The 24,168-nt window shown below is 58.7% G+C and carries 21 protein-coding genes and 1 tRNA gene; 10 read left to right on the top strand and 12 right to left on the bottom strand.

Annotation, left to right across the window (positions count from 1 at the left end):
• The first annotated feature begins 22 nt into the window (after positions 1-22).
• The 3 genes from ACIQWS_RS18685 (at position 23) to ACIQWS_RS18675 (ending at position 3,352) form a co-directional block, all read left to right on the top strand.
• Positions 23-1,600: a DHA2 family efflux MFS transporter permease subunit gene (locus tag ACIQWS_RS18685; protein ID WP_403182771.1), complete on the top strand. Its 1,578-nt coding sequence runs from the start codon at positions 23-25 to the stop codon at positions 1,598-1,600.
• Between the two features lie 104 nt (positions 1,601-1,704).
• Positions 1,705-2,268 (top strand): methylated-DNA--[protein]-cysteine S-methyltransferase, encoded by a 564-nt coding sequence (locus ACIQWS_RS18680; protein ID WP_346304922.1) that lies wholly within the window; start codon positions 1,705-1,707, stop codon positions 2,266-2,268.
• Positions 2,269-2,506: 238 nt separating this feature from the next.
• Positions 2,507-3,352, top strand: a complete 846-nt coding sequence (locus ACIQWS_RS18675) for an aspartyl/asparaginyl beta-hydroxylase domain-containing protein (RefSeq protein ID WP_403182768.1) — start codon at positions 2,507-2,509, stop codon at positions 3,350-3,352.
• Positions 3,353-3,370: 18 nt separating this feature from the next.
• Here the strand turns inward: ACIQWS_RS18675 and ACIQWS_RS18670 are convergent, their stop codons facing one another.
• The 7 genes from ACIQWS_RS18670 to cyoA form a co-directional block, all read right to left on the bottom strand.
• Entirely contained in the window at positions 3,371-3,904 is a 534-nt protein-coding gene (locus ACIQWS_RS18670) for a response regulator transcription factor (protein ID WP_403182765.1), read from the bottom strand.
• On the bottom strand, positions 3,894-5,201 hold the full coding sequence (locus ACIQWS_RS18665; protein ID WP_403183632.1) for an ATP-binding protein: 1,308 nt from the start codon (positions 5,199-5,201) through the stop codon (positions 3,894-3,896). Before ACIQWS_RS18665 ends, ACIQWS_RS18670 begins: the two co-directional genes overlap by 11 nt.
• 64 nt (positions 5,202-5,265) lie before the next feature.
• Positions 5,266-6,030, bottom strand: a complete 765-nt coding sequence (locus ACIQWS_RS18660; protein ID WP_403182762.1) for an SURF1 family protein — start codon at positions 6,028-6,030, stop codon at positions 5,266-5,268.
• Positions 6,031-6,056: 26 nt separating this feature from the next.
• Positions 6,057-6,431, bottom strand: a complete 375-nt coding sequence (cyoD, locus tag ACIQWS_RS18655) for a cytochrome o ubiquinol oxidase subunit IV (RefSeq protein WP_403182759.1) — start codon at positions 6,429-6,431, stop codon at positions 6,057-6,059.
• Positions 6,428-7,063 carry a cytochrome o ubiquinol oxidase subunit III gene (gene cyoC / locus ACIQWS_RS18650; protein ID WP_346304917.1) on the bottom strand — a complete coding sequence of 212 codons (636 nt, stop codon included), beginning with the start codon at positions 7,061-7,063 and terminating at the stop codon, positions 6,428-6,430. Before cyoC ends, cyoD begins: the two co-directional genes overlap by 4 nt.
• A complete protein-coding gene (cyoB, locus tag ACIQWS_RS18645) occupies positions 7,060-9,066 on the bottom strand; it encodes a cytochrome o ubiquinol oxidase subunit I (RefSeq protein WP_346304916.1) in 2,007 nt (668 codons plus the stop codon). The genes cyoC and cyoB overlap by 4 nt, the downstream gene beginning before the upstream one ends.
• Positions 9,067-9,082: 16 nt before the next feature.
• Positions 9,083-10,234 carry a ubiquinol oxidase subunit II gene (cyoA, locus tag ACIQWS_RS18640; RefSeq protein ID WP_403182756.1) on the bottom strand — a complete coding sequence of 384 codons (1,152 nt, stop codon included), beginning with the start codon at positions 10,232-10,234 and terminating at the stop codon, positions 9,083-9,085.
• Positions 10,235-10,422: 188 nt separating this feature from the next.
• On the opposite strand from cyoA, the gene ACIQWS_RS18635 reads away from it, so the two are divergent.
• Entirely contained in the window at positions 10,423-11,748 is a 1,326-nt protein-coding gene (locus tag ACIQWS_RS18635) for an MFS transporter (RefSeq protein ID WP_403182753.1), read from the top strand.
• A 6-nt stretch (positions 11,749-11,754) separates the two neighbouring features.
• Here the strand turns inward: ACIQWS_RS18635 and ACIQWS_RS18630 are convergent, their stop codons facing one another.
• Entirely contained in the window at positions 11,755-12,582 is an 828-nt protein-coding gene (locus ACIQWS_RS18630) for a glycosyltransferase family 2 protein (protein ID WP_403182750.1), read from the bottom strand.
• A complete protein-coding gene (locus ACIQWS_RS18625) occupies positions 12,575-13,492 on the bottom strand; it encodes a glycosyltransferase family 2 protein (protein ID WP_403182742.1) in 918 nt (305 codons plus the stop codon). Before ACIQWS_RS18625 ends, ACIQWS_RS18630 begins: the two co-directional genes overlap by 8 nt.
• Positions 13,493-13,753: 261 nt before the next feature.
• Between ACIQWS_RS18625 and rfbA the strand changes: the two genes are divergently transcribed.
• The 4 genes from rfbA to rfbD are packed head-to-tail and all read left to right on the top strand — an operon-like array spanning position 13,754 to position 17,168.
• Positions 13,754-14,635 (top strand): glucose-1-phosphate thymidylyltransferase RfbA, encoded by an 882-nt coding sequence (gene rfbA, locus ACIQWS_RS18620; RefSeq protein ID WP_223614197.1) that lies wholly within the window; start codon positions 13,754-13,756, stop codon positions 14,633-14,635.
• Entirely contained in the window at positions 14,632-15,186 is a 555-nt protein-coding gene (gene rfbC / locus ACIQWS_RS18615) for a dTDP-4-dehydrorhamnose 3,5-epimerase (RefSeq protein WP_403182738.1), read from the top strand. Before rfbA ends, rfbC begins: the two co-directional genes overlap by 4 nt.
• Positions 15,187-15,201: 15 nt before the next feature.
• On the top strand, positions 15,202-16,278 hold the full coding sequence (gene rfbB / locus ACIQWS_RS18610; protein WP_403182735.1) for a dTDP-glucose 4,6-dehydratase: 1,077 nt from the start codon (positions 15,202-15,204) through the stop codon (positions 16,276-16,278).
• Positions 16,275-17,168, top strand: a complete 894-nt coding sequence (gene rfbD, locus ACIQWS_RS18605; RefSeq protein WP_403182732.1) for a dTDP-4-dehydrorhamnose reductase — start codon at positions 16,275-16,277, stop codon at positions 17,166-17,168. The genes rfbB and rfbD overlap by 4 nt, the downstream gene beginning before the upstream one ends.
• 10 nt (positions 17,169-17,178) lie before the next feature.
• Here the strand turns inward: rfbD and ACIQWS_RS18600 are convergent, their stop codons facing one another.
• Positions 17,179-18,603 (bottom strand): phosphomannomutase, encoded by a 1,425-nt coding sequence (locus ACIQWS_RS18600; protein WP_403182729.1) that lies wholly within the window; start codon positions 18,601-18,603, stop codon positions 17,179-17,181.
• A gap of 121 nt (positions 18,604-18,724) precedes the next feature.
• Positions 18,725-18,798: transfer RNA gene (locus tag ACIQWS_RS18595), tRNA-Gln, on the bottom strand.
• Positions 18,799-19,076: 278 nt separating this feature from the next.
• Here ACIQWS_RS18595 and ACIQWS_RS18590 point away from each other — a divergent pair.
• Positions 19,077-20,702 carry an MFS transporter gene (locus ACIQWS_RS18590; protein WP_403182725.1) on the top strand — a complete coding sequence of 542 codons (1,626 nt, stop codon included), beginning with the start codon at positions 19,077-19,079 and terminating at the stop codon, positions 20,700-20,702.
• Positions 20,703-20,707: 5 nt separating this feature from the next.
• Here the strand turns inward: ACIQWS_RS18590 and ACIQWS_RS18585 are convergent, their stop codons facing one another.
• A complete protein-coding gene (locus ACIQWS_RS18585; RefSeq protein ID WP_403182722.1) occupies positions 20,708-23,014 on the bottom strand; it encodes a Tex family protein in 2,307 nt (768 codons plus the stop codon).
• 184 nt (positions 23,015-23,198) lie between these two features.
• On the opposite strand from ACIQWS_RS18585, the gene ACIQWS_RS18580 reads away from it, so the two are divergent.
• Complete coding sequence (locus ACIQWS_RS18580) at positions 23,199-24,122, top strand: sugar kinase (RefSeq protein WP_403183629.1); 924 nt, start codon at positions 23,199-23,201, stop codon at positions 24,120-24,122.
• Positions 24,123-24,168: the final 46 nt, after the last annotated feature.

Genomic DNA, 24,168 nt, shown 5'->3' with positions numbered 1-24,168 from the left:
AAATCCGGATAGGACGAAGAAAATGTCCGTTGCTGCCACACCCGTTGCCGATCAGGAACGCCCCGCAAGCCTCAAGACGTGGATTACCGTCTTTGCCGGCCTGATCGGCGCCTTCATGGCTGTGCTGAATATCCAGATCACCAATGCCTCACTCCTCAATATCGAGGGCGGTATCGGCACTGGCGTCGACAATGGCGCGTGGATTTCGACGGCCTATCTCATCGGCGAAATCATTGTCATCCCGTTGACCGACTATCTCAGCCGGGTGTTTTCCTTCCGGCGTTTCCTGCTGGTCAATGCCCTGCTGTTCTTGGCATTTTCGGTGGCTTGCGCCTTTGCGCGCAATCTCGAAGAGATGATCATTCTCAGAGCTATTCAGGGTTTTACCGGCGGCGTGCTCATTCCGATGGCGTTCACGCTGATCCTGACCAAGCTGCCGCGGTCACAGCATTCCGTTGGCATGGCTCTTTTTGCCATCACCGCAACCTTTGCGCCGGCGATCGGTCCAACCATCGGCGGTTACCTCACCGAGAATTACGGCTGGCAGTACATATTCTTTATCAATCTCGTTCCCGGCGCCTTCATGGTCACCGCGCTCTATCTCAATCTCGAGCGCCAGCCGATGAACCTCGGCCTGCTGAGGGAAGGCGACTGGTTCGGCATTCTGGCCATGGCCATCGGTCTTGGCGCACTTCAGACGGTGCTCGAAGAAGGCAACAAGAACGATTGGCTGGGTTCGCCCTTCATCGTTCGCCTGACGATTATCGCTGTGGTGTTTCTGGCACTGTTTGTCTGGATCGAACTGACCGTGAAGAACCCGGCCGTTAATCTGCGTCTGTTGAAACGGCGCAATTTTGGCCTCGGCACCGTTGCCAACATGCTTGTCGGTTTCGGCCTCTACGGCTCGGTGTATCTGCTGCCGCAATATCTTGGTCAGGTCCAGGGCTACAATTCCGAACAGATCGGCTCGGTCATGGCCTGGACAGGCTTGCCGCAGCTTTTGATTATTCCGTTCGTTCCGATGCTGATGGGCCGGTTTGATACGCGCATCATCGTTTTTCTCGGCCTGTGCGTGTTCGGTGGCAGCTGTTTCATGAATGTTCACATGTCGGCCAATTATTCCGGCGATCAGCTCTGGCTGCCCAACATCGTCCGCGCCATCGGGCAGGCTGTGGTGATGGCACCGCTGACGGCCATTGCCATGGTCGGCGTTGCCCGCCACGAATCCGCTGCAGCGTCCGGCGTCTTCAACATGCTGCGAAATCTCGGCGGTGCATTCGGCACGGCGATGCTGGCCACGATTGTCACCAAACGGGAACAGTTTCATTCCAACACCATCGGCAATTCTGTCAATCTGTTCAGTGAAACGGTTCGTGGCAGGCTTGATCAGATGACGGCCTATTTCATGGCGCATGGCGTGACAGACCCGGTTGCGGCGCGTGAACAGGCGATCATTGCGCTTGGCCAGACAGTCAAAAGGCAATCGCTGATCATGGGCTACAGCGACACGTTCGTTGTGCTGGGTGCAATGCTGATCATTGCCGCGTTCTTCGTGCTTCTGACCAAGAAAGGCCAGGCAAGCGGAGCTCCCGCTCATTGAATGTGTCATGGGCTGGCAACAGCATTCTCCCGGTGCAAGAAACGGGTTGAATTCAGGGGCCGCCGGCATGATGTTCATGACATGTGAAAGACGGAGGCCATGTCATGGGTCAGACAGTGCACAGCTATCATATCTTTGAAACCGAAGGCGGGTTTTGCGGAATTGCCTGGAATACGCGTGGTGTGACGCGGTTCCAGCTTCCGACAAGGAGTGCAGAGGGAACGGAGCGGCTTTTGCTCCGGCGCCTGCCAGTCGCCGAACCTGCAGCGCCCACGCCGGCAATTTCCGAAGCGGTTGCGGCGGTCAAGCGCTATTTCAAAGGCGAAGAGACTGACTTTTCCGGAATCGTGCTGGACCTTGATGGGCAGGATGAGTTCTTCAAACGCATATATGATGCTGTCCGGCGGATTGGTTGGGGCCATACGGTTACCTATGGCGGATTGGCCAAGGAGCTCGGTGCCGGGCCGGAAGCGGCACGGGACGTGGGACAGGCGATGGCGAAGAATCCGGTCGCCCTGATCATCCCCTGCCACCGGGTGCTGGCGGCGGGCGGCAAGGTTGGCGGTTTCTCGGCGCCCGGCGGCTCAACCTCCAAAATCCGCATGCTGGAACTTGAAGGCGTACATGTCGGCCCGCCTGAACCGGCCCAGCAAACCCTCGGCTTTTAGCCAAACGCTACCGGAGAGGGCCCCATTGCGCGGATTCACGATCGCGTGATCCGCGCCATTGCGCCTGTGGAATGACCAAAAAAGCCTTTGAAAAAGGTGAGTTGGCTTCTCAATTATTGCTGCAGCACCTAGAAACTCCGCCTGGATCGTATAATCTGGCCGGTGCGAATGTCTGGCCGCGCTCCGATAGCGATGGCGGGTGGACTTTCGGTAAGACCAATGAATGATTGGGATGATCGTGACTGACAGAACATTGAAAGAAACAGATTCAGGACAACTGCAAACTGGAAATGCGGATCAATCCTTCGCGACGGCCGGTATCGCACCGATGGATCGCCCGAGCCGGGTCACCCGTTTTTTCATGAGCATTGTCTCCTGGGCCGAAGGGCTCAATCTCAAATATGCCAAATTCGGCAATCCTCCCGTCTACGACAATGCAACCTTTCCCTGGTCAAGCGAGATTGAGAAAGCCTGGCCGGAAATCCGCACCGAACTTGATCGTGTCCTTCTCCGGCAGAGTGAATTGCCGGCGTTCCAGGAGATTTCCACGGACGTCAAAACCATCTCGACCGACAAGAACTGGAAGACTTTCTTCCTGATCGGCTTCGGGGTGAAATCGGAACAGAACATTCAGGCCTGTCCGAAGACATGGGCGGCTGTGCAGAAGATTCCCAATCTGAAGACGGCCATGTTCTCGATTTTCGAGCCCGGCAAGCATTTACCACCGCATCGCGGCCCCTATAATGGCGTGCTGCGTCTCCATGTCGGTATGATCGTTCCCGAACAGTCAGACAGGCTTGCCATTCGCGTCAAAGACCAGATTTGCCATTGGCACGAAGGCAAGGCGCTGATTTTCGACGATGCCTACGAGCATGAGGCGTGGAATCACACGGACAAGACACGCGTCGTTCTCTTTGTCGATTTCGTTAAACCCACACGGTTTCCAGCCAATCTCGTCAACTGGATGTTGATGAACCTGGCGGTGTTCACCCCGTTCATCCGGGAAGGGCTCGACAATCACAAGGAATGGGAAAAGCGCTTTTATGCGGAAGCGGAAAAGCTGCGCAACCAGCCCGGCCGATAGGTGAAGGGCAGCGCCGGGTCAATTCACCCGGCGTTTCTCCAGTTTGCGGGCGAGGGTGCGGCGGTGCATGCCAAGGCGCCGGGCTGCTTCCGAAATGTTGAAATCTGTTTCCACCAGCATCTGGTGGATACGCTCCCATTCCAGCGTCTTGATCGATGTTGGGCGCGCGGTCAGATCGATCTCCGTATTGCCTGCGGCCTTGCTGAAAGCCGCTTCGATGTCGTCGGAATTGGACGGCTTGGCGAGGTAATGACAGGCACCGAGCTTGATCGCTTCCACGGCGGTGGCGATGCTGGCGAATCCCGTCAGCACAACGATCAGCATCTCCGAACTATGGGCGTGCAGCGCCTCGACGCAGGTAAGGCCTGATGCGCCGGAAAGTTTCAGATCGACGATGGCGTAGTGGGGTGACTGGGTTTGCAGGATGTCCCGCAGTTCTTCCAGTCCGCTTGCCAGCACTACATTGTATTCGCGCCGTTCGAACGAACGTTTCAGCGTCCGGGCAAACGCCGTATCGTCCTCGACGATAACCAACAGCCGATCATTTGTCATGTTCGTGCACTCCGATGGCCAGCGAGGCAAGCGGCAGTTCCAGTGTCACGGACGCGCCGCCCTGCGGCAGGTTGCGGGCATGCACGGCACCGCCGAGCTTGCGCACGGCATTGACGACCAGAAACAGTCCAAGACCGCCACCGAGACGGCCCTTGCTTGACTGGTAGGGCTTGCCGAACTTTGCCAGTATGTCCGGCTGGAAGCCGGGCCCGGCATCGTTGACGCGCAGCACCAGCATATCACCCTCGCGTTCCGCCAGAAATCCGACCCATCCCGGCGATGCGTCGAATGCATTGTCGAGAACGTTGAAGATGACCTGCTTGAGCGCCGAGTCGGAAACGATAGTGAGATTGAGCCCGAAGGCATTTCCGTAGGAAAGCGTCGTTGCGGACCGCGCCGCCCGCCATTCAGCGACCAGTTCATCCAGGAAGGCATTGACGGTGGTCACCGTGGGCGCTTCGCCGCGTGCCTCGCCTGCCGCCAGCAGAATACCCGTGACGATGGCCTTGCAACGCTGCACCTCGGCCTGCATTTCATCGATTTCCTGAACGAGATCGGGATCGGCGGCAAGAGCCGGAACCCGTCGCCAATCTCCGAGGATGACCGACAGGGAAGAAAGAGGCGTGCCCAGTTCGTGTGCCGCGCCGGAGGCAAGCAGGCCCATGCGGACGATATGGTCTTCTTCCGCCGCATGCTGTTTCAGGGCGGCAAGATTGGCGTCGCGCTCACGCAGGTTGCGATTGATGCGGGCAACGAAGACGACGAGCAGGGCGGCGTCGAGCACGAAACAGATGAGCATGCCGATGATGTGCAGGCGGAAAAGTTCGTCGGGGCCTTGACCGGGCAGAATGATTGGCTCGTAGAACACCGTCAGGCCGGCAAAACTTATGCCGGCGATAGCGACGATTGCCGAGGTCAAGCGTGCGTCAAGCAAGACGGCGCTGAGTGTGACCTGCAGCAGATACAGAAAGATAAAAGGATTGGTCGCGCCACCGCTCAAATAGAGCTGCGCCGTGAGCGCTGCCACGTCGAAGACAAGGACAATGAACAGGGAAGCCTGCGTGGTGATCTGGTCATTGCGGAGCCAGACGATACTGGCGAGATTCAGCCCGATCAAACCAGCCAGAACCAGGAACATCGGCAGCAATGGCAACTCAAGATTGAGCCATTCATGCACAACGGCGATGGTCACGACCTGCCCGATGACGGCGATCCAGCGCAGCTGGACCAGCAGGTTCATGTTCTTCCAGTTGGCAGTGTAGTCAGCTGGCGGCGCTGCTGGCCGAAGCCCGGCCATCAGGCCGTCTTCAGTTTGGCGGATCTGGTTCGAATCCACTCGGTTCGCCTCTGGGTTCAACATATCAGGCCTGATTCAATCGCATGGTTTTGCGGACTTGCCATTCATATCGTCCAACATAAATCAAAGCCGCGGCCAGCATGAGCGCAAGTGCGAACCATGTTATGGCATAAACCAGATGATTGTTGGGAAAACGGATAACCGTCAAGCCGCCGATCGGCAGGTCCCGCGCGTTGGTACCGGCATCCCTGTCGATGAAATAGGGGGCTACCTCTCCGAGTGCGCGCGCGGTGGCGATGGCAGGGACATCGCGCGAGTACCAGCGGTCGGCAGCGGGGTCGTTGCGCCGCAGAAAGCCGCCGCCAGGCTCGGTCATGCGAAGAAGACCGGTCACGGCCTGCGCCGTCACATCGCTCACCTGCCATGAATCCTGCGCAGCATCGTCCGGTACAAAGCCTCGATTGATCAGGACGGTGAAACCATCATCGGTCTGGAATGGTGAAATGACCCAGGAACCGCTGCCGCGTTCGGTAACGGCCTTTACAAGCGTGTCATGGCCGGCCCGGAAATGCCCGCGGACCTGGACATGACGGTAGGCTTCCGTGTCATCGATCCCAGGCCATCGGGACGGACCGGGTGCGGGAACTGCCGGTGCGTGGATACGCTGTTCGACGCGCTGGATAAGGTCAAGCTTCCAGACACGCCGCTCCAGCTGCCAGACGCCAAGCCCTGTCAGCAAAAGCACGCCCGAAAGGCCGATCAGACCGAGGAGGCCGAGTTGCCACAGAGCTCTGGGCCGGGAGCTTGGAGAGTGGCCATCATCATCCATTGCGTCGTCCCGGAGTTATTCGGCCATCACGGTATCTGGCTCATGTCATGCCCGGGCATCATGTTGGTATTGAGGTGGTACATGACCCATAGGGAGCCGGTCAGGGTGATGACGACAAGGACGAGTGTGAAGATCAGCGCCATCATGTTCCAGCCGTTTTCCGACCGAACATTCATGTGCAGGAAAAACACCATATGAACCACGATCTGGATCACGGCCAAAGCCATGATCGCGAATGCGGTTGCCTGTTTGGAGTCCAGTGCGCCGGTCATGACCAGCCAGAAGGGAACGGCTGTCAGGATGACCGAAAGGCCAAAACCGACCAGATAGGATCGCAGGGAACCATGGGCGTGCCCATCGTCTTCCGCGTGGCCGTGATCATCCGTATGTGCTGGTGTCATCGCAACATTCCCATCAGATAGACAAAGGTGAAGACGCCGATCCAGATGACGTCGAGGAAGTGCCAGAACAGGCTGAGGCACATCAACCGGCGCTTGTTTGCCTGGATAAGGCCATAACGCTTGACCTGGATCATGAGCGTGACCAGCCAGACCAGGCCAACGGTGACGTGCAGGCCGTGTGTCCCGACGAGCGTAAAGAACGATGACAGGAACGCACTCCGTTGCGGCGTTGCGCCCTCATGGATCATGTGCGCGAATTCGTAGAGCTCGATGCCAAGGAATGCCAGGCCGAACAGACCGGTCAAGGCCAGCCATCCCTGTGTCGCGGCAATGCGTCCCTTATCCATCGTCAGCATGGCAAAGCCATAGGTGATGGACGAGAAAAGCAGCATCGACGTGTTGATAGCCACGAGCGGCAGATCGAAGAGGTCCTTGGGGGAGGGCCCGGCCGCATAATTGCTGCCAAGCACGCCATAGGTCGCAAACAGCACGGCGAAGATGAGGCAGTCGCTCATCAGGTAAATCCAGAAGCCGAACATGGTGCTGCCGCCTTCGGCATGATCATGTTCGTCAACGAGATAGAATGTCGGAGCCGCGCCGTCCCCGTGTACTGCGGAAGCTGGTGAACTCATCGTGCAACTCCTGCGAGAAGAGCGGTTCGCTCACCTTCCGTGCGGACCACATCCTCCGCCGGTATGTGGAAGTCGCGCTTGTAATTGAAGGTATGTCCGATGGTGACGGCAAGCAGGGCAATGAAGCTGGCTGCCGCGAGCCACCAGATGTACCAGATCATGGCAAAGCCAAAGATGATGCTCAGGACCGCCAGTATGATGCCTGTGCCGGTGTTGCTGGGCATATGGATGGCCTTGAAGCCTTCGAGTGGACGGGTGTAGCCGCGCCGTTTCATGTCGTGCCATGCATCAAGGTCATGCACCACTGGCGTGAAGGCGAAATTATAGGCCGGTGGCGGCGACGATGTCGACCATTCCAGCGTGCGTCCATCCCAGGGATCGCCTGTCAGGTCGGCCAGCTTCTCGCGGTTGCGGATGCTGACATAGATCTGGATGAGGAAGGACAGGATGCCGATGGCGATCAGGACGGCGCCGAAAGCCGCAATCACGAACCAGATCTGTAGCGACGGATCGTTGAACACGCGCAGGCGCCGGGTCACACCCATCAGACCGAGTACATAAAGTGGCATGAAGGCGAAGTAGAAACCGATGACCCAGAACCAGAACGACATCTTGCCCCAGAACGGATCGAGCTTGAAGCCGAATGCCTTCGGGAACCAGTAGCTGATGCCGGCAAACAGGCCGAACAGCACGCCGCCGATGATGACATTGTGGAAGTGCGCCACAAGGAACAGGCTGTTATGCAGGACAAAGTCTGCCGGAGGCACGGCGAGCAGCACGCCGGTCATGCCGCCAATGACGAAGGTCAGCATGAAAGCGATCGTCCACATCATCGGCAATTCGAAGCGGATGCGCCCGCGATACATCGTGAACAGCCAGTTGAATATCTTGGCCCCGGTGGGGATCGAGATGATCATCGTCGTGATGCCGAAGAAGGAATTCACGCTGGCGCCGGAGCCCATGGTGAAGAAGTGGTGCAGCCAGACCAGATAGGCAAGAATGGTGATGACGACCGTGGCATAGACCATCGACGTGTAGCCGAACAGACGCTTGCCGGAGAACGTGGAGGTGACCTCGGAAAAGATGCCGAAAGCCGGCAGAATGAGAATGTAAACCTCCGGATGACCCCAAATCCAGATGAGGTTCACATACATCATCGGGTTGCCACCGAAATCATTGGTGAAGAAGTTGGTGCCGACATAGCGGTCAAGGCTGAGAAGGGCGAGAACGGCAGTCAATACCGGGAAGGCCGCCACGATCAGCACGTTGGTGCAGAGCGCCGTCCAGGTAAAGACCGGCAGCTTCATCATGGTCATGCCGGGGGCGCGCATCTTGACGATGGTCGCCACCAGATTGACACCGGACAGGAGCGTGCCGATACCCGCGATCTGCAGCGCCCATATGTAATAGTCCACCCCGACATCGGGACTGTATCCGATGTTGGAAAGCGGCGGATAGGCGAGCCAGCCGGTCTTGGCGAATTCCCCGACAAACAGCGACATCATGACGAGGATCGCCCCGGCCGTGGTCATCCAGAAACTGAAATTGTTGAGGAACGGGAAGGACACGTCGCGCGCGCCGATCTGCAGCGGAACGACAAAGTTCATCAGACCGGTGACAAGCGGCATGGCCACGAAGAAAATCATGATCACGCCGTGGGCGGTGAACACCTGGTCATAGTGGTGGGCCGGGAGATAGCCCTCGGAGCCGCCGAAGGCCATGGCCTGTTGCAGGCGCATCATGATGGCGTCGGCAAAGCCGCGCAGCAGCATGACGATGCCGAGGATCATGTACATGATGCCGATGCGCTTGTGGTCGATGCTGGTGAACCATTCGCGCCAGAGGTAGCCCCAGAGGCGGTAATAGGTGAGGAGCCCCACCAGTGCCAAACCGCCGAGGGCCACCATGGCAAATGTGCCGACCAGAATCGGCTCATGATACGGGAAGGATTCCAGGGTCAACCGGCCGAAGACCGCCTTGAGAAGATCGGGATTATCAAACATGTCGGACTCAATCCGTTCAGGAATTCGATGGACGGCGCTGCGCGCCGAACAGTGGGGCAGTTGGGCGTGGCAGTCCGGCACCGAGTATTGGTGAGGTGTTGCGTGGTGACAGCAGTGGAGATTGTGCGGCCGCACGCATTCTCTCTTCCTCTTCCGTCGTGCATATCCGTGCGACATAGGTTGTCGGCGGCGCAAAAATGGCGCCGCGTCGCCTGTATTTGTCATATTCGAGCGGGTGGACATTGTTGATGCCGGCAAGCCCGAGCCCGCCCTTGGCATCGATTGAACTCATCTCGTCCATGCACATTTTGCCAAGCTCGACGCAGCGGTTGAGCACGGCGGTGAAGAGTTGTGTCTCGACACTGCCATACCGGCGCGCCGGCTCGTTTTCGCTGGGTCGTTCAAGTTCGAGATAGGCGTTGCGATCCAGCTTGGCGCCCTGCGCTTTCACGTCGGCCATCCACTTGTCAAAATCGGCATCGGACAGGCCGAGGAAAGCAAATTTCATGCCCGAGAAACCCGCGCCGCTATAGTTCGCCGAGAAGCCTTCGAAGGTGCCGGGGTGATTGATGACGGCGCTGAGTTTCGTCTGCATACCCGGCATGGTGTAGATCTGGCCGGCAAGCGCCGGAATGTAGAATGAATTCATGACCGCCGACGATGTCAGGCGGAAATCGATCGGCCTATCCACCGGAGCGGCCAGTTCGTTGACCGTCGCCACACCATATTCCGGATAGATGAACAACCACTTCCAGTCGAGCGCCACGACTTCCACCTGCAGGGGCTTGACCTGCTTGTCGACCAGCCTGCCGGGCGCAATGCGATCCAGCGGCCGGTAGGGATCAAGCAGATGCGTACCCATCCATGTCAGCGCGCCAAGGCAGATGATGATGAGGAGCGGAGCGGCCCAGATGATCAGTTCCAGTTGCGTCGAGTGATCCCAATCGGGTTCGTAGCGTGCCTCTGTATTGGATTGGCGATAACGCCATGCGAAAAACACCGTCAACAGCATGACGGGTACGATGATGATCAGCATCAGGATGGTCGAGATGACGATGAGATCCCGCTGCTGTGCAGCTACGTCGCCAGACGGACTCATGACGACGGCATTGCATGCGGTCAGCATGGTGAGAAATGGAAGTATGGCGACGGCAAGAAAACGTTTCAAGGTCGTTCCTGTCATGATAACGGCGCTAATTTGCGCCATCCGTAACGGCACCCCATTCAAAGTGACATTGGACAATTTGCCCAATCCTTCCCTAATGTGTCACAATGATAAAGGAGATGCTAGCATAAGCCGTGAACGCGGCTTGACGTCAGCAGCTGCCAAATCAGGATTGAGGAGCGCAACGAGACATGAGCGCGGAAATAGGGGTGCCCTCATCGACACACGGACGTGACGTGAAGGGCCTGCATGGCCACGAGGATGTCAATGTCGGTGAGATCGCCATCGGTGTCATCATCGGGCGTACGTCGGAGTTCTTCGACTTTTTCGTCTACGCCATCGCCTCCGTCCTGGTCTTTCCCAAGCTGGTCTTTCCCTATGTCGATCCGCTGACGGGCACGCTCTATTCCTTTGCGATTTTTGCGCTCGCATTCATTGCACGTCCGCTTGGGACCGTGATCTTCATGGCCATCGACCGTACCTATGGCCGCGGCGTCAAGCTCACCATTACCCTGTTCCTCCTGGGAAGCTCGACGGTGGCGATTGCCTTTCTGCCGGGTTACGAGCAGGTGGGCTGGATATCGGCGCTGCTTCTTGCGCTCTTCCGGCTCGGCCAGGGCTTGGCGCTGGGTGGTGAATGGGACGGTCTTGCCTCCCTCCTTGCACTGAATGCGCCGGAACGCCGCCGCGGCTGGTACGCCATGATCCCGCAGCTTGGGGCTCCGCTCGGACTGATGGTTGCGGCCAGCCTGTTTGCATTCTTTGTCTCGCACCTTTCCGCGCAGGATTTCCTGGAGTGGGGCTGGCGTTATCCCTTCTTCGTCGCCTTTGCCATCAATGTGGTGGCGCTGTTCGCGCGCCTGCGCATGGTCGTGACGGAACAGTATGCCGAGCTCTTCAAGCGCCGGGAACTGCAGCCGACGACAGTCAGCGACACATTGCAGACAGAGGGCCGCCACGTCGTCATCGGTGCCTTTGCGCCTCTGGCCAGTTTCGCACTCTTCCATATGGTGACAGTGTTTCCCCTGTCCTGGGTCTTTCTCTTCACGGACCAGGGGCCGGCACGCTTCCTCATGATCGAGACGATTGGTGCGGCCGTCGGCGTGTTGGCGATCTTTGCTTCGGGAAATATTGCTGATCGCGTTGGCCGGAGCCGTTTGCTCATTGCCACAGCCATTGCCATTGCCGTGTTCAGCGGGTTCGCCCCTCAATTGCTTGACGGCGGCGATATCGGCGAAATCATCTTCATGGTCTTCGGCTTCCTGCTTCTTGGCCTGTCGTTCGGCCAGTCTTCCGGCTCAGTCGCATCGAATTTTTCCAGAAGATACCGCTATACTGGATCGGCGCTGACGACGGATCTCGCATGGCTGTTCGGTGCAGGTTTCGCGCCGCTTGTCGCCTTGATCCTGTCGAGCCGCTTTGGTCTCATCGCGAGCGGAGCCTATCTCCTGTCGGGTGCCGCATGCACACTGATCGCCCTGGCAATAAACCGTCAGATTGACGGCCGCGACAAGTAGAGCCGCCTAGAAAAGCTTCAGCGGATAGGTCCTGTAGAATATCAAGGCCGAGCGGAGGAACTGCCGGATGTGCCAAAGGCCCTTGCTTGCGGCCCGGCCGCCTTCATGCACGATCCTGACCGCTGGCACATAGGCTATGCGTGCTATCTTGCGAACGCGCAGGGAAATATCGAAATCCTCGAAATACAGGAGGTAGCGTGGATCAAAACCGCCCAGCTGCCTGTAAACATCGCCGCGGAAAAACATGAAGCATCCGCTGACGATGGGTGGATCCCAGAACGGGGTATTGGCGATTTCGTCGCGCATTTCGTACCGTTCAAGGCGTCGGCGGAACATTGCCTTGATGCCGGCAGGCGCAAAACCGCGAAGAAGCAGGTCGAAGACTGCGGGATAGCGCTTGCAGAGATATTGCGTGCTCCCGTCCGGATTGAACGCCTTGGGCGTGATCAGCCCCGTTTCCGGCGCACCGGTCATGAAGGTCAATGCCTGCTTCAGGGCATCCGGCTCCATTTCCACATCGGGATTCAAGACGAGGTGAAATTTCCCCGCCTTGTCCAGAACCATGTTGTTGGCTGCACCAAAGCCGACATTGCCGTGCCCTGCGATGATCTCAAGCGGCAGGTCAGGCAGCAGATTTCTCACCCAGCTGTGGTCTGCAGGCTCGGGCGAATTGTCGATCACATAGAGTTTGGCGCGAAGCGGGGCAATCGTCTCCACGGCTTTCTGAAGGCTCGTTAGTGTGGTCGCGAGCACGACCTGTTCGGGTTTGAAAATGACCACCCCTATGGTGAGGTCGAAGTCTGGGGACGTGGCGGCAAGGCTCCGTTCAACCATTGCTCGGTTTCTTTCCCATGCGGCCGAAAAGCCCGTGAAAAATGCCCAGCGTCATCATCCCGGCGTGCTGCAGTCTTGGCACTGTAAAGACACTGTAAAACACAAATTTCCGGACGAGACGCACCGCATCGACGATCTTCCAGTTGGCGCGCAGCCAGGGCTGCCGATAAAGCCAGACGGCATTGCGGAAATGGTAGTAGTGCCGCAACGGGCTGTGCACCGGAATGAACCGTCCGCGAAACTTTATCGGATTGTCACCCAGGTCATGCTGCATTTCGGCGGCGCAAACCCCAAAGGACTGGTATCCCATATGTTGCGCCCGCAAGCCCCATTCGATGTCGACATAGTCGATGAACAGTTCTTCTTTCATGCCGCCGACGTCATCAAGCGTCGCTGTCGGAATGAGGCAGCCCGATGCTATGAGATAATCGACATCGACGACCGCATCGGCCGTGCCACAGGTCTGCCGCCGAAGCCGCAATCCTTCCGTTTTGATGAATGGAGGCGGATTCTTTTGCCGCGAGTCCTCATAACGCGGACCGACACATCCGAGCTTCACCCCTTTGACAATCTGGGCCTTTGCCGCCGACAGCAGCGTGGCGACCATGTCTGGTGCCGGTATGCTGTCCTGGTCGAGCAGGAGAACGAAGCTTGAACCCGATGCGCGTGCGCGGTCGATCCCGACATTCTGCGCTTTGGCAATGCCGTAATTGGCGTCAAGCGGTACAAATTCCGCTTGATTGCTCTGGCTTGCAAACCATTGTTCCAGATTCATTTTCGAACCGTTGTCGACGACGATGACACGGGCGACTTGCGGACAGATTGCGTTCAGAAGCGCTGCAAGACCCGCAAGATCCGGATTATAGGTCACGATGATCGCGCTGACTTCTGGCTGCTGTTCAATTCGCATTTAAGGTTCCGTGTTAGCTGGACCGCATATTTGGTTCTAAACTAGGATCATGGCGTGAAAACAATAGGTTGCGTGGCGGGAAACATCCGGGTCACGCCGCCTTCTCATTTACTTCCGGTTGACTTGTCTTTCTGTTGTCGCCAAATGGTTTTTCAATGACCGGTGAACCGCATTTCGCCATCTTTGCATGAAACCAAGTGTGGCCACTTAGGGCGTTATATATCGGCTCAGTCTGTAGCATTGACATAAGGAAGCGATCGCATGAAGGGTATTATATTAGCCGGGGGCAGCGGTACACGTCTTTATCCATTAACGATCGCTGTGTCGAAGCAAATCCTTCCCATCTATGATAAGCCCATGATTTATTACCCGCTGAGCGTTCTGATGCTCGCCGGAATACGCGACATTCTGATCATCTCGACGCCGCATGATTTGCCGCTTTTCCAGAAACTGCTTGGAGATGGGGCTGATTTCGGGGTCAATTTCTCCTATGCCGAACAGCCGCAGCCAAATGGTCTGGCCGAAGCGTTCATCATCGGGCGCGACTTCATCGGACAGGACAGTGTTGCGATGATTCTGGGCGACAACATCTATTTCGGTGATGGCCTTTCCAAGCTGTGCCAGGTTGCCTCATCGATAACCAAGGGCGGCATGGTATTCGCCTATCACGTCGACGATCCGCAACGTTATGGTGTGGTGGATTTCGACAAGGTTACCGGCCAGGCATTGTCCATTGAAGAAAAGCCTGCGCACCCCAAGTCGCATTGGGCCGTGACGGGGCTGTATTTTTACAGCAACGATGTGGTGGACATTGCGCGCTCGATTGAACCGTCGTCACGCGGAGAGCTGGAAATCACGAGCGTCAACAATATTTATCTGGAACGCGGGGAATTGCAGGTTCAGCAACTGGGCCGCGGCTATGCATGGCTCGATACCGGTACCCATGACAGCTTGCATGAGGCGTCGTCATTTGTCCGGACAATCGAACACCGGCAGGGCATCAAGATTGCGTGTCCGGAGGAAATCGGCCTGGAATGGGGCTGGCTGAATGCCGATCAGGTACTTGAAAGAGCAGCAAAAATGGGCAAGACCGAATATGCCGCATATCTGCGGCGGCGTGCTGCGGAGATTGGAACAGAATGATTGAAGTCAGGCCTCTCGCCCTCGAGGGCGTTCTTGAGATTTTGCCGCCCAAGTTCGGCGACGACCGGGGCTTTTTCTCCGAAACCTACAATGCGGAGCGTTTTGCCGAGGTCGGAATCACATTGCAGTTCGTGCAGGACAATCATTCGTTCTCCGCTGCAAAGGGCGTGTTGCGCGGCCTGCATTATCAGCTCCCGCCGCGCGCACAGGACAAGCTGGTGCGCGTGGTCAAGGGCTCCATTCTCGATGTGGTCGTCGATATTCGCAAAAGCTCCCCGACGTTCGGAAAATGGGTTTCGCTTGAGGTCTCGGCAGCCAAATGGAACCAGATTCTGGTACCGAAGGGCTTTGCCCACGGTTTCGTCACCTTGGAAGAGAACACCGAGGTGATCTACAAGGTGACGGATTATTACTCGCCGCAACACGACCGTGGTATCCGCTTCGACGATCCTTCGATTGGCATTGACTGGCCGCTGGAGGCTTCCACGCTTCAGCTTTCCGACAAGGACCGGAAAGCGCCGCTGCTTGACGGTTCCGATATTTTTCCCTGAGGAAGAGGCTTTTTCATGAGAATTTTAGTCACTGGCGGTGCAGGCTTTATCGGGTCAGCGGTCTGCCGCCATCTCGCGTCCAATCCCCGCAACCAGGTCGTCAACGTCGACAAGCTGACATATGCGGGCAATCTCGCATCGCTTCGCCAGATTGAGAATTATCCTAACTACAGCTTCGTCGAGGCTGATATCTGCGATGACGCCGCCATTCTTGACGTGCTTCGCACCGAAAAGATCGAAGCGGTTATGCATTTGGCGGCTGAGAGCCATGTGGATCGCTCTATTGACGGCCCTGCGGCGTTCATCGAGACCAATATCGTGGGTACATTCCGCATGCTGAACGCGGCGCTGGCCTATTGGCGTGATCTGCCCGAACCCGCCAAGTCCGAATTCCGCTTTCACCACATTTCCACGGACGAGGTTTTCGGGGATTTGCCGTTCGACAGCGGCATCTTTACCGAAGAAACGCCTTATGCTCCGTCGTCTCCCTATTCGGCGTCAAAGGCAGCCTCGGATCATCTGGTCCGCGCGTGGCACGAGACATATGGTCTGCCGGTGGTTCTGTCGAACTGCTCGAACAATTATGGTCCCTTCCATTTTCCGGAAAAGCTCATTCCGCTTGTTATTCTCAATGCGCTCGATGAGAAGCCTTTGCCCGTCTATGGCGCAGGCGCAAATGTCCGCGATTGGCTGTTCGTCGAGGATCATGCGCGGGCATTGGAACTGGTGGTTACCAAGGGCAAGCCGGGCGAAAGCTACAATATCGGCGGGCGTGCGGAACGCACCAATCTCAGCGTCGTCGAAACCATTTGCGATATTCTCGACAGCAAGCGTCCGCGCAAGGGCGGGGCGCGCTACCGGGATCTCATCACATTCGTGACCGACCGTCCCGGACATGACCGCCGCTATGCCATCGACGCGTCGAAGATCGAACGTGAACTCGGCTGGAAACCGGCCGAAACCTTCGATAGCGGTTTGGAACGGACCATACAATGGTATCTCGACAATACGTGGTGGTGGGAGCCGATCCGCAGCGGAAGCTATGCGGGTGAACGGCTCGGCTCTGTCTCCCTGAAGAAGGGGACGGCATGAAAATTGTTGTGACGGGCCGGGACGGGCAGGTTGTCCGCAGTCTGGTCGAGCGCGCCGGACTTTATCCTGACGTGACACTGGTGACCCTCGGACGGCCGGATTTTGATCTGGCACGGCCGGATACTGTCTTCGATGCGATACACGCAGCAAAGCCAGATCTCGTTGTATCTGCTGCAGCCTATACGGCCGTCGATCAGGCGGAGGATGAGCCTGAATTGGCCCATGCCATCAATGCGACCGGTGCTGGCGCTGTTGCCGCGGCTGCTGCGCGGGCTGGTGCGCCGGTTATTCATCTTTCAACCGATTATGTGTTCGCTGGCGAAGGTGACACTGCCTATACGGAAGATGACCCGACAGGGCCGCACGGCGTTTACGGACAGACCAAGCTCGCTGGCGAGGCTTTGGTCGCACAGGCCAACGGCAAACACCTCATCCTGCGCACGGCGTGGGTGTATAGCCCATTTGGCAAGAACTTTGCCAAAACCATGCTGCATCTCGCCGCAAGCCGGGACAGCCTGTCGGTGGTATCCGATCAATGGGGAAACCCGACGTCGGCCATCGATATTGCCGACGGCATCCTGCACGCCGCGAACCGCCTTCGTACGGACCCGCAATTCGATGCATTCGGTGTCTATCATCTTGCGGGAACGGGCAGCACGAACTGGAGCACCTTCGCACGGGCGATCTTTCAGGCCAGCCGGGATGAGCAGGGCCCGTTCGCCGAGGTGAAGGACATCCTGACGTCCGAGTACCCCACCAAGGCCCGGCGCCCGCTGAACTCACGTCTCAGCACTGAAAAATTCCATGCCGTGTTCGGCTGGAAAGCGCCGTCCTGGGAACAGTCGACCATATCAACGGTCAAACGGTTGTTGCAGCCGAGCGAGCGGTAAAAGCCCCAGGCTAAGAATGCGTGCCCAGCATTTCACGGGCACGCGCCAACCCCCAATGAAGCAAATCTTCGGCGCGGCCGTCATCGGATGCTTCGGCATAACAGCGCAGCTCAGGCGCATTGCCCGATGCCCGATAGTGAATGACGTCGCCCGTCGAAAGGACGACACGCACGCCGTCAATGGCATCGCTTTCCCTGATCGTGCCGACCGGCGCGAAGAAGGCGTCGCGGCGGACACTGTCATGCAGCCCCTGCAGGAAGGGGCCGCTGGCCGTCGATGCAACGTGCTCGAGCCGGCCGCTGCGCGTAAAGCGGGAGGGCAGATCCCGAAGCAGTGCTGACACCGGAGCCCCCCTGCCGGCTGCCATGCCGAGGACACACAGGATCGGAAGCATAGCGTCGCGGGTTGGCAAGGCCTCCAATGTTCCGCCATTCATGGCGAGGGATGAACCCAATAGCACCCCGCCATTGGCTTCAAAACCGACGATTCGCCGGAACCCATCCCTGCGGGCCTGCTCCATGCCTTCGATCACATAGGGCGACCCGACACGTGTCCGGTAGACTTTCGTGAAGAGACCGCTCAGCTCAATGGCCGTATTGGAGGTGACGGGCGTTACGACCGCATCCGCATCGAGAAAATGGGCCGTCAGAAGGCCGACACTGTCGCCGCGCAGAAAAACACCATTTTCATCGGCAACAAGCGGCCGGTCGGCATCGCCATCGGTGGAAACCAGCGCATCAAGCTTGTACTTTTCACAGGCACCGGTGGCAAATGCGATATCTTCGGGACGGAGAGCTTCGGTGTCAACGGGCACGAATACGGTGGAATGCCCAAGCGCCACGGCATCGGCTCCGAGGTTCTGCAGGATGGTGACGATCAGATCGCCCGCAACGGAGCTGTGCTGATAAACGCCGATTCTCCTGCCGGCCAAAGCATCCGGGCTCAGAACGGAGATGCTTCGCCTGATATAATGTTGCAGCGCATCCGGCACGATTGCCGACTGTCCGTCGGAGTCTGCCGGCGCTTTTGTCTCCAGGTCGAGGACGGACAGGATGCCGGCTTCATCGGCCTTGTCGATCTCGCCGTCGGGCCGGTAGAACTTCAGGCCATTCCGGTCGGCGGGAATATGGCTGCCCGTGACCATGATGGCCGGTGCCTTCAGGCTGAGCGCGCGAAACGCCAGTGCCGGTGTCGGCAAGGGACCGCAGTTTTCCACCTGCATTCCAAAGGCTTCTGCGGCCGCCATGCAAGCGGCCGCCATGCGCGGACTGCTGGAACGCAGATCGTAGCCAACGAGCAAAGGGCTGCCGGACGCAACGCCTTTGACTTTCTGCATGTGTGTCAGGAATGCGAGCGTATAGGCTTTGCAGACCTCATCGGGGAGTTCGGTTACAAGGCCGCGAAGGCCACTTGTGCCAAATTTCAAACTGCTCATTGTATTGTCACAACCACTGAAGCTGTTGCCGCCTGGATACGTTCGTAAGATGTCAGCCGCGCACGATCGAAAGTCAACAAAGATCAATGTCAGAATATAGCTGGGAGTGCGGATGAAAAAGTGGCTGGGGAACCTGGATTCGAACCAGGACTAACGGAGTCAGAGTCCGTGGGTCTACCGTTAACCTATTCCCCAACAACCGCTTTTGTGCGGTGGCTGATTAAGCCGGTGCGGGGTCATATAGTCCAATTCGTTCAGGATGAAAACCCCTGTTCGGATGGTTTTTGCACTGCGCCGCATTTTATCTTCCATACACGAATTTAATGGGCGAAAATGGCCGGTTTGTCCTTGGAACTGGTTGCCAGGCTATCGAAAATACCGGCGAAGCCATTTGGCCGCTGGCAATCCGATACGTCAGGCCTATAACTGTCTGAAAGTGATTTGCAACGTACAGCGAAGAGAAAGCAGACGAGGTGGCGGACCGATCTTCACCACTGGCCCCGTTCAGGCACGACACGTTCCGCACTATCTGGATCGCGAGCCTGGTGTCCAATTTCGGCTCGCTGATCCAGGCGGTGGGTGCCGCATGGATGATGACATCGATTTCTGATTCGGTGAACATGGTGGCGCTTGTGCAGGCCTCCACGGCACTGCCCATCATGATCTTTTCCCTGGTCTCCGGCGCGCTGGCGGACAATTTCGACCGGCGCAAGGTGATGCTGGTGGCGCAGTGGTTCATGCTGGTCGTTTCAGCGTTTCTAACGGTTTTTGCCTATCTCGGGCTCATCACCCCCTGGCTTCTCCTGGCATTCACCTTTCTGCTGGGCTGCGGGACGGCTCTCAACAATCCATCCTGGCAGGCCTCGGTCGGTGACATGGTTCCCCGAGACGATCTGCCCAATGCGGTGGCGCTGAACAGCATGGGCTTCAATATCACGCGCAGTGTCGGTCCGGCCATTGGCGGTCTCATCGTCGCCGTTGCTGGTGCCGCGGCGACGTTTGCGGTCAACGCGGCCAGCTATTTCGCCGTGATCTATGCCCTGATGCGCTGGCAGCCGAAAATCGATCCGAGCCCCTTGCCGCGCGAATCGCTCGGCCGCGCCATTTCGGCGGGTCTGCGTTATGTGGCCATGTCGCCCAATATTGGCAAGGTGGTTATTCGCGGCTTTGTTTTCGGTCTTTCAGCCAGTGCGATTCTGGCGCTTCTGCCGCTCGTTGCCCGCGATCTCGTCCATGGCGGTCCTCTGACCTACGGTGTCATGCTCGGCTCGTTCGGCATCGGTGCCATCGGCGGTGCGCTGCTTAGTGCACGCCTGCGTGAATTCCTCTCGAGCGAGGCCATCGTGCGCTATGCCTTTGCGGGGTTTGCGGTGAGCGCGGTGGTGACGGCAATCAGCACGTCGGTGTGGCCGACCAATATCGCCCTGCTGCTGGCCGGGGCCTGCTGGGTCCTGGCCCTCTCGCTGTTCAATGTGACGGTGCAGCTGTCGACGCCGCGCTGGGTGGTCGGACGGGCCCTGTCGCTCTATCAGACGACGACGTTCGCCGGTATTGCCGCCGGCAGCTGGCTCTGGGGGGCCGCCGCCGAGCAATATGGCGCGGACAGGGCTCTGATCGCTTCCGGCGTGTTGATGCTGCTGGGCGCGGTCATCGGTCTTCGCTACGCGCTGCCGGAGTTCAAGTCGCTCAATCTCGATCCGCTCAACCGGTTCAGCGAGCCGCTTCTGGCGCTTGACCTGAAGCCGCGCAGCGGTCCGATTGTCATCATGATCGACTACGAGATCGCCGAAGAAGATATTCCCGAATTCCTCGCGCTGATGTCAGACCGGCGGCGTGTCCGGATCCGTGACGGTGCGGGGCAATGGGCGCTGATGCGCGATCTGGAGAAACCGGAAATCTGGACCGAAACCTACCACACGCCCACCTGGGTCGAATATGTCCGCCACAACCAACGGCGAACGCAGGCGGATGCGGCGGTTGGCGACCGGATCCGCGCGTTGCATCGGGGCGGCGATATCCGGGTCCATCGCATGATCGAGCGGCAAACAATCCTGCCGCACGATATCGCTGCGCATAAGACGCCGATGGACATGCACTGACGGAATTACTTCTTCCGAAGTGCATCCGCGAGCGCCGCGCCGAAAGCACCCTGTGTTGTCGATGGTTGCGGTTTGCCCTGCGCCGCCGGTTTCGGCTTGAAGCTGGCGTTGTCAGCCCTTTGCTCCCTTGGGGCAGGGGCACTACCATCCTTGCGCATGGTCAGGCTGATGCGGTTGCGCTTGACGTCGATATCCACAACGCGGACTTTCACCACATCGCCCGCCTTGACGACCTCGTGGGCGTCCTTGACGAAACGGTCTGCCAGCTGCGAGAGGTGGACCAGCCCGTCCTGATGCACGCCTATATCCACAAAGGCGCCGAAGGCAGCCACATTGGTGACCGTTCCTTCCAGCATCATCCCCGGCTTCAGGTCCTTGATGTTGTCTATACCATCGGCAAAGGCCGCGGTTTTGAACTGCGGCCGCGGATCGCGGCCGGGCTTTTCCAGTTCGGCGATGATGTCGCGAACTGTCGGCAGGCCGAATCGCTCGTCGACGAAAAGGCGCGGATCGAGCGCCTTCAGGGCGGCGCTGTCATTCATGAGCGAACGCACATCACGGCCGCACGCGCTGACAATCTTCTTGGCGACGCCGTAGGCTTCCGGGTGAACCGCCGAGGCGTCCAGCGGCTCGGTGCCGTCGGGAATACGCAGGAAGCCGGCACATTGTTCGAAGGCACGCGGCCCCAACCGCGCGACTTTCAGGAGGTCGCGGCGGGTTTTGAACGGACCGACGTCGTTGCGATAAGCGACCACGGCTTCTGCCAGCGAGGTCCCCAGACCCGAAATGCGGGCCAGCAGTGGCGCCGATGCGGTGTTGAGGTCGACACCAACCGCATTCACCGCGTCTTCGACAACACCGTCGAGCGAGCGGGCCAGGCGATACTGGTCGACGTCGTGCTGGTACTGGCCGACGCCGATGGATTTCGGTTCGATCTTGACGAGTTCCGCCAGCGGGTCCTGCAGGCGCCGGGCGATGGAAACGGCGCCTCTGAGCGATACGTCGAGATCCGGGAATTCTGCAGCGGCCGTTGCCGATGCCGAATAGACCGACGCACCGGCCTCGCTGACGATCACTTTCAGCGGCTTGGGCGAGGGCATGTCGGCCAGCATGTCCGCGACAAGGCGCTCCGTCTCGCGGCTGCCGGTCCCGTTGCCGATGGCGATCAGCTCGATCTTGTGCTTGCCGGCTAGGCGCGCCAGTTCGGCCTGGGTTCCACGCAGATCGTTGCGGGGCGGAAAGGGATAGACGGTCGTCGTGTCGAGCACTTTGCCGGTGCCATCGACGACAGCCACTTTCACGCCGGTGCGGATGCCGGGATCGAGGCCCATGGTTGCGCGCGATCCGGCCGGTGCCGCCAGCAGCAGGTCTTTCAGGTTGCGCGCGAAAACGTGGATCGCCTCTTCCTCCGCCTTTTCACGCATCTGGGTCATCAGGTCGATGGAAAGGTTGAGCGACAGCCGTGCGCGCCAGGCCCAGCGGACGACGTCCATCAGCCAGCTGTCGGCGGCGGTTCCACTCGGGGAAATTGCATAGGCACCGGCGATCATGCGTTCCACCGGCTTCTCCGCAGAGGTGTCGTCGGCATCGACTTCGATCTCGAGGGAAAGCACGTCTTCGTTGCGCCCGCGCAGCATGGCGAGGGCGCGGTGGCTGGGGATCGTCGCCCAGCGTTCGAAATGGTTGAAATAGTCGGAGAATTTCGCGCCCGCTTCCTGCTTGCCGTCGGCGACCTTGGCGCGCAGAACGGCCTTGTCTTTCATGTGGTTGCGCAGGCGGCCGACGAGATCGGCATTTTCGGAGAAGGTTTCGACCAGAATATCGCGTGCACCATCCAGCGCCGTTTTCACATCCGGTACATCCGCCGAAAGAAAAGTCTGGGCCAGTTCGGATGGAACGCTGCGGCGGTCGGCGAGAATCGTTTCAGCCAGCGGCCCCAATCCGCGTTCGCGGGCAATTTCGGCCCGCGTGCGCCGCTTGGGTTTGTAGGGGAGATAAATGTCCTCAAGCTCGGCCTTGGTGGCGGACGCTAGGATCTTGGTTTCCAGCTCGTCGGTCAGCTTGCCCTGGCCGCGGATGGACTCGATGATGGTGTCGCGCCGGGCGTCAAGTTCGCGCAGGTAAATGAGCCGCTCGTCGAGAAGCCGCAGCTGCGTATCGTCAAGCCCGCCCGTCACCTCTTTGCGGTAGCGGGCAATGAACGGAACGGTCGCACCGCCGTCCAGCAGGTCAATCGCTGCATTGGCCTGTTCGGGCCGGGCATTGATCTCGGTGGCAATGATACGCGCAATACGGGCAGTTGTGGCAGTCATACTGGTCTCATCAAACTTGATCGGACGGCGACCATAGGGCTGCCGGGATCAATCGGCAATCGTTTGGTCCGCCGGTTCTCCCGGCGTTCCACGAAAAACTCCATGGCTTCCCCCGGCTTGACCTGCTCGATGAAACGTTTCCTTATCGCCTGACCCTTCTGCTGATTCAGCCAATATGGATAGTATGACGATGCCGGCAAATACGAAGCCAAGGATTCTGTGCGTTGGTGCCCTGACGATGGACACTATCTTCCGGCTCGACACCCTGCCGCCCGGTCCCGGCAAGTTCATCCCGCACGAGGCCGTAGAGATTGCGGCAGGCATGGCATCGAGCCAGGCGGCAACCATTGCAAGGCTGGGCGGCAGCGCGTCTTTGTGGGCGTCGGCGGGGCTGGACCACGTCGGCGATCGCGTGGTCGCAGAGCTGGCGGAGGAAGGGGTCGACTGTACCTTCGTCCGACGCATCCAAGGTGCGCGGTCGGCTTTTTCCTCGATCTTTGTCGACAGGTCGGGTGAGCGCATGATCGTACCCTTCTATGACAAGACCCTGTTGAGTGCGCCGGAACAGATCCCGCCTATCGAAGACGGCGTGTTCGATGTGGTGATGACCGACGTTCGCTGGCCCCTGGCTGCTGCCACTGCGCTCAGGGCGGCGCGCGAAGCTGGCATTCATGGCGTGCTCGATGCCGATGTTGCGCCGCTGGAAACCCTTGAGCGGCTGCTGCCGCTTGCATCGCATATCGTCGCCTCGGAACCAGCAGCCGAAATCATCACCGGTGAGGAGGATATCGAGCGTGCCGTCATTGCCTTGGCGGCCCGGTATCGCGGTTTTGTCGCGGTCACCGGCGGCGGCAAGGGCTGTTACTGGTCGGGCGGCGAGGCGGGGATCGTGCACCATATGCCCGCTTTTGCCGTTGATGCCGTGGATACGCTGGCCGCCGGAGATGTGTTTCACGGCGCCTTCGCGCTGGCGCTGGCGGAAGGGCATGGCATGGAGGAGATCATGCGTTTTGCCAGCGCGGCGGCGGCGATCAAATGCACCCGGTTTGGCGGGCGTGCCGGTGCACCGACGCGGAACGAAGTCGAGCACTTGCTGTTCAATACATAACATTTGTATCCATACTCGCAAAAATGTATGTGACAGCATGTTGACT

The organism is Phyllobacterium sp. NPDC097923 (assembly GCF_044760925.1).
GTDB lineage: Bacteria > Pseudomonadota > Alphaproteobacteria > Rhizobiales > Rhizobiaceae > Phyllobacterium > Phyllobacterium calauticae.
This window is presented reverse-complemented; position numbering and strand designations above follow the sequence as displayed.

Bases quoted from the DNA above. Each gene is read 5' to 3' on its own strand.
- ACIQWS_RS18630 (WP_403182750.1), bottom strand. From the start codon at position 12,582: ATGGTTGAACGGAGCCTTGCCGCCACGTCCCCAGACTTCGACCTCACC.
- ACIQWS_RS18665 (WP_403183632.1), bottom strand. From the start codon at position 5,201: ATGGCCGGGCTTCGGCCAGCAGCGCCGCCAGCTGACTACACTGCCAAC.
- rfbD (WP_403182732.1), top strand. From the start codon at position 16,275: ATGAAAATTGTTGTGACGGGCCGGGACGGGCAGGTTGTCCGCAGTCTG.
- cyoC (WP_346304917.1), bottom strand. From the start codon at position 7,063: ATGAGTTCACCAGCTTCCGCAGTACACGGGGACGGCGCGGCTCCGACA.
- ACIQWS_RS18635 (WP_403182753.1), top strand. From the start codon at position 10,423: ATGAGCGCGGAAATAGGGGTGCCCTCATCGACACACGGACGTGACGTG.
- ACIQWS_RS18625 (WP_403182742.1), bottom strand. From the start codon at position 13,492: ATGCGAATTGAACAGCAGCCAGAAGTCAGCGCGATCATCGTGACCTAT.
- ACIQWS_RS18685 (WP_403182771.1), top strand. From the start codon at position 23: ATGTCCGTTGCTGCCACACCCGTTGCCGATCAGGAACGCCCCGCAAGC.
- cyoD (WP_403182759.1), bottom strand. From the start codon at position 6,431: ATGACACCAGCACATACGGATGATCACGGCCACGCGGAAGACGATGGG.
- ACIQWS_RS18580 (WP_403183629.1), top strand. From the start codon at position 23,199: ATGACGATGCCGGCAAATACGAAGCCAAGGATTCTGTGCGTTGGTGCC.
- cyoB (WP_346304916.1), bottom strand. From the start codon at position 9,066: ATGTTTGATAATCCCGATCTTCTCAAGGCGGTCTTCGGCCGGTTGACC.
- ACIQWS_RS18660 (WP_403182762.1), bottom strand. From the start codon at position 6,030: ATGGATGATGATGGCCACTCTCCAAGCTCCCGGCCCAGAGCTCTGTGG.
- ACIQWS_RS18600 (WP_403182729.1), bottom strand. From the start codon at position 18,603: ATGAGCAGTTTGAAATTTGGCACAAGTGGCCTTCGCGGCCTTGTAACC.
- rfbB (WP_403182735.1), top strand. From the start codon at position 15,202: ATGAGAATTTTAGTCACTGGCGGTGCAGGCTTTATCGGGTCAGCGGTC.
- rfbA (WP_223614197.1), top strand. From the start codon at position 13,754: ATGAAGGGTATTATATTAGCCGGGGGCAGCGGTACACGTCTTTATCCA.
- ACIQWS_RS18670 (WP_403182765.1), bottom strand. From the start codon at position 3,904: ATGACAAATGATCGGCTGTTGGTTATCGTCGAGGACGATACGGCGTTT.
- ACIQWS_RS18680 (WP_346304922.1), top strand. From the start codon at position 1,705: ATGGGTCAGACAGTGCACAGCTATCATATCTTTGAAACCGAAGGCGGG.
- rfbC (WP_403182738.1), top strand. From the start codon at position 14,632: ATGATTGAAGTCAGGCCTCTCGCCCTCGAGGGCGTTCTTGAGATTTTG.
- ACIQWS_RS18585 (WP_403182722.1), bottom strand. From the start codon at position 23,014: ATGACTGCCACAACTGCCCGTATTGCGCGTATCATTGCCACCGAGATC.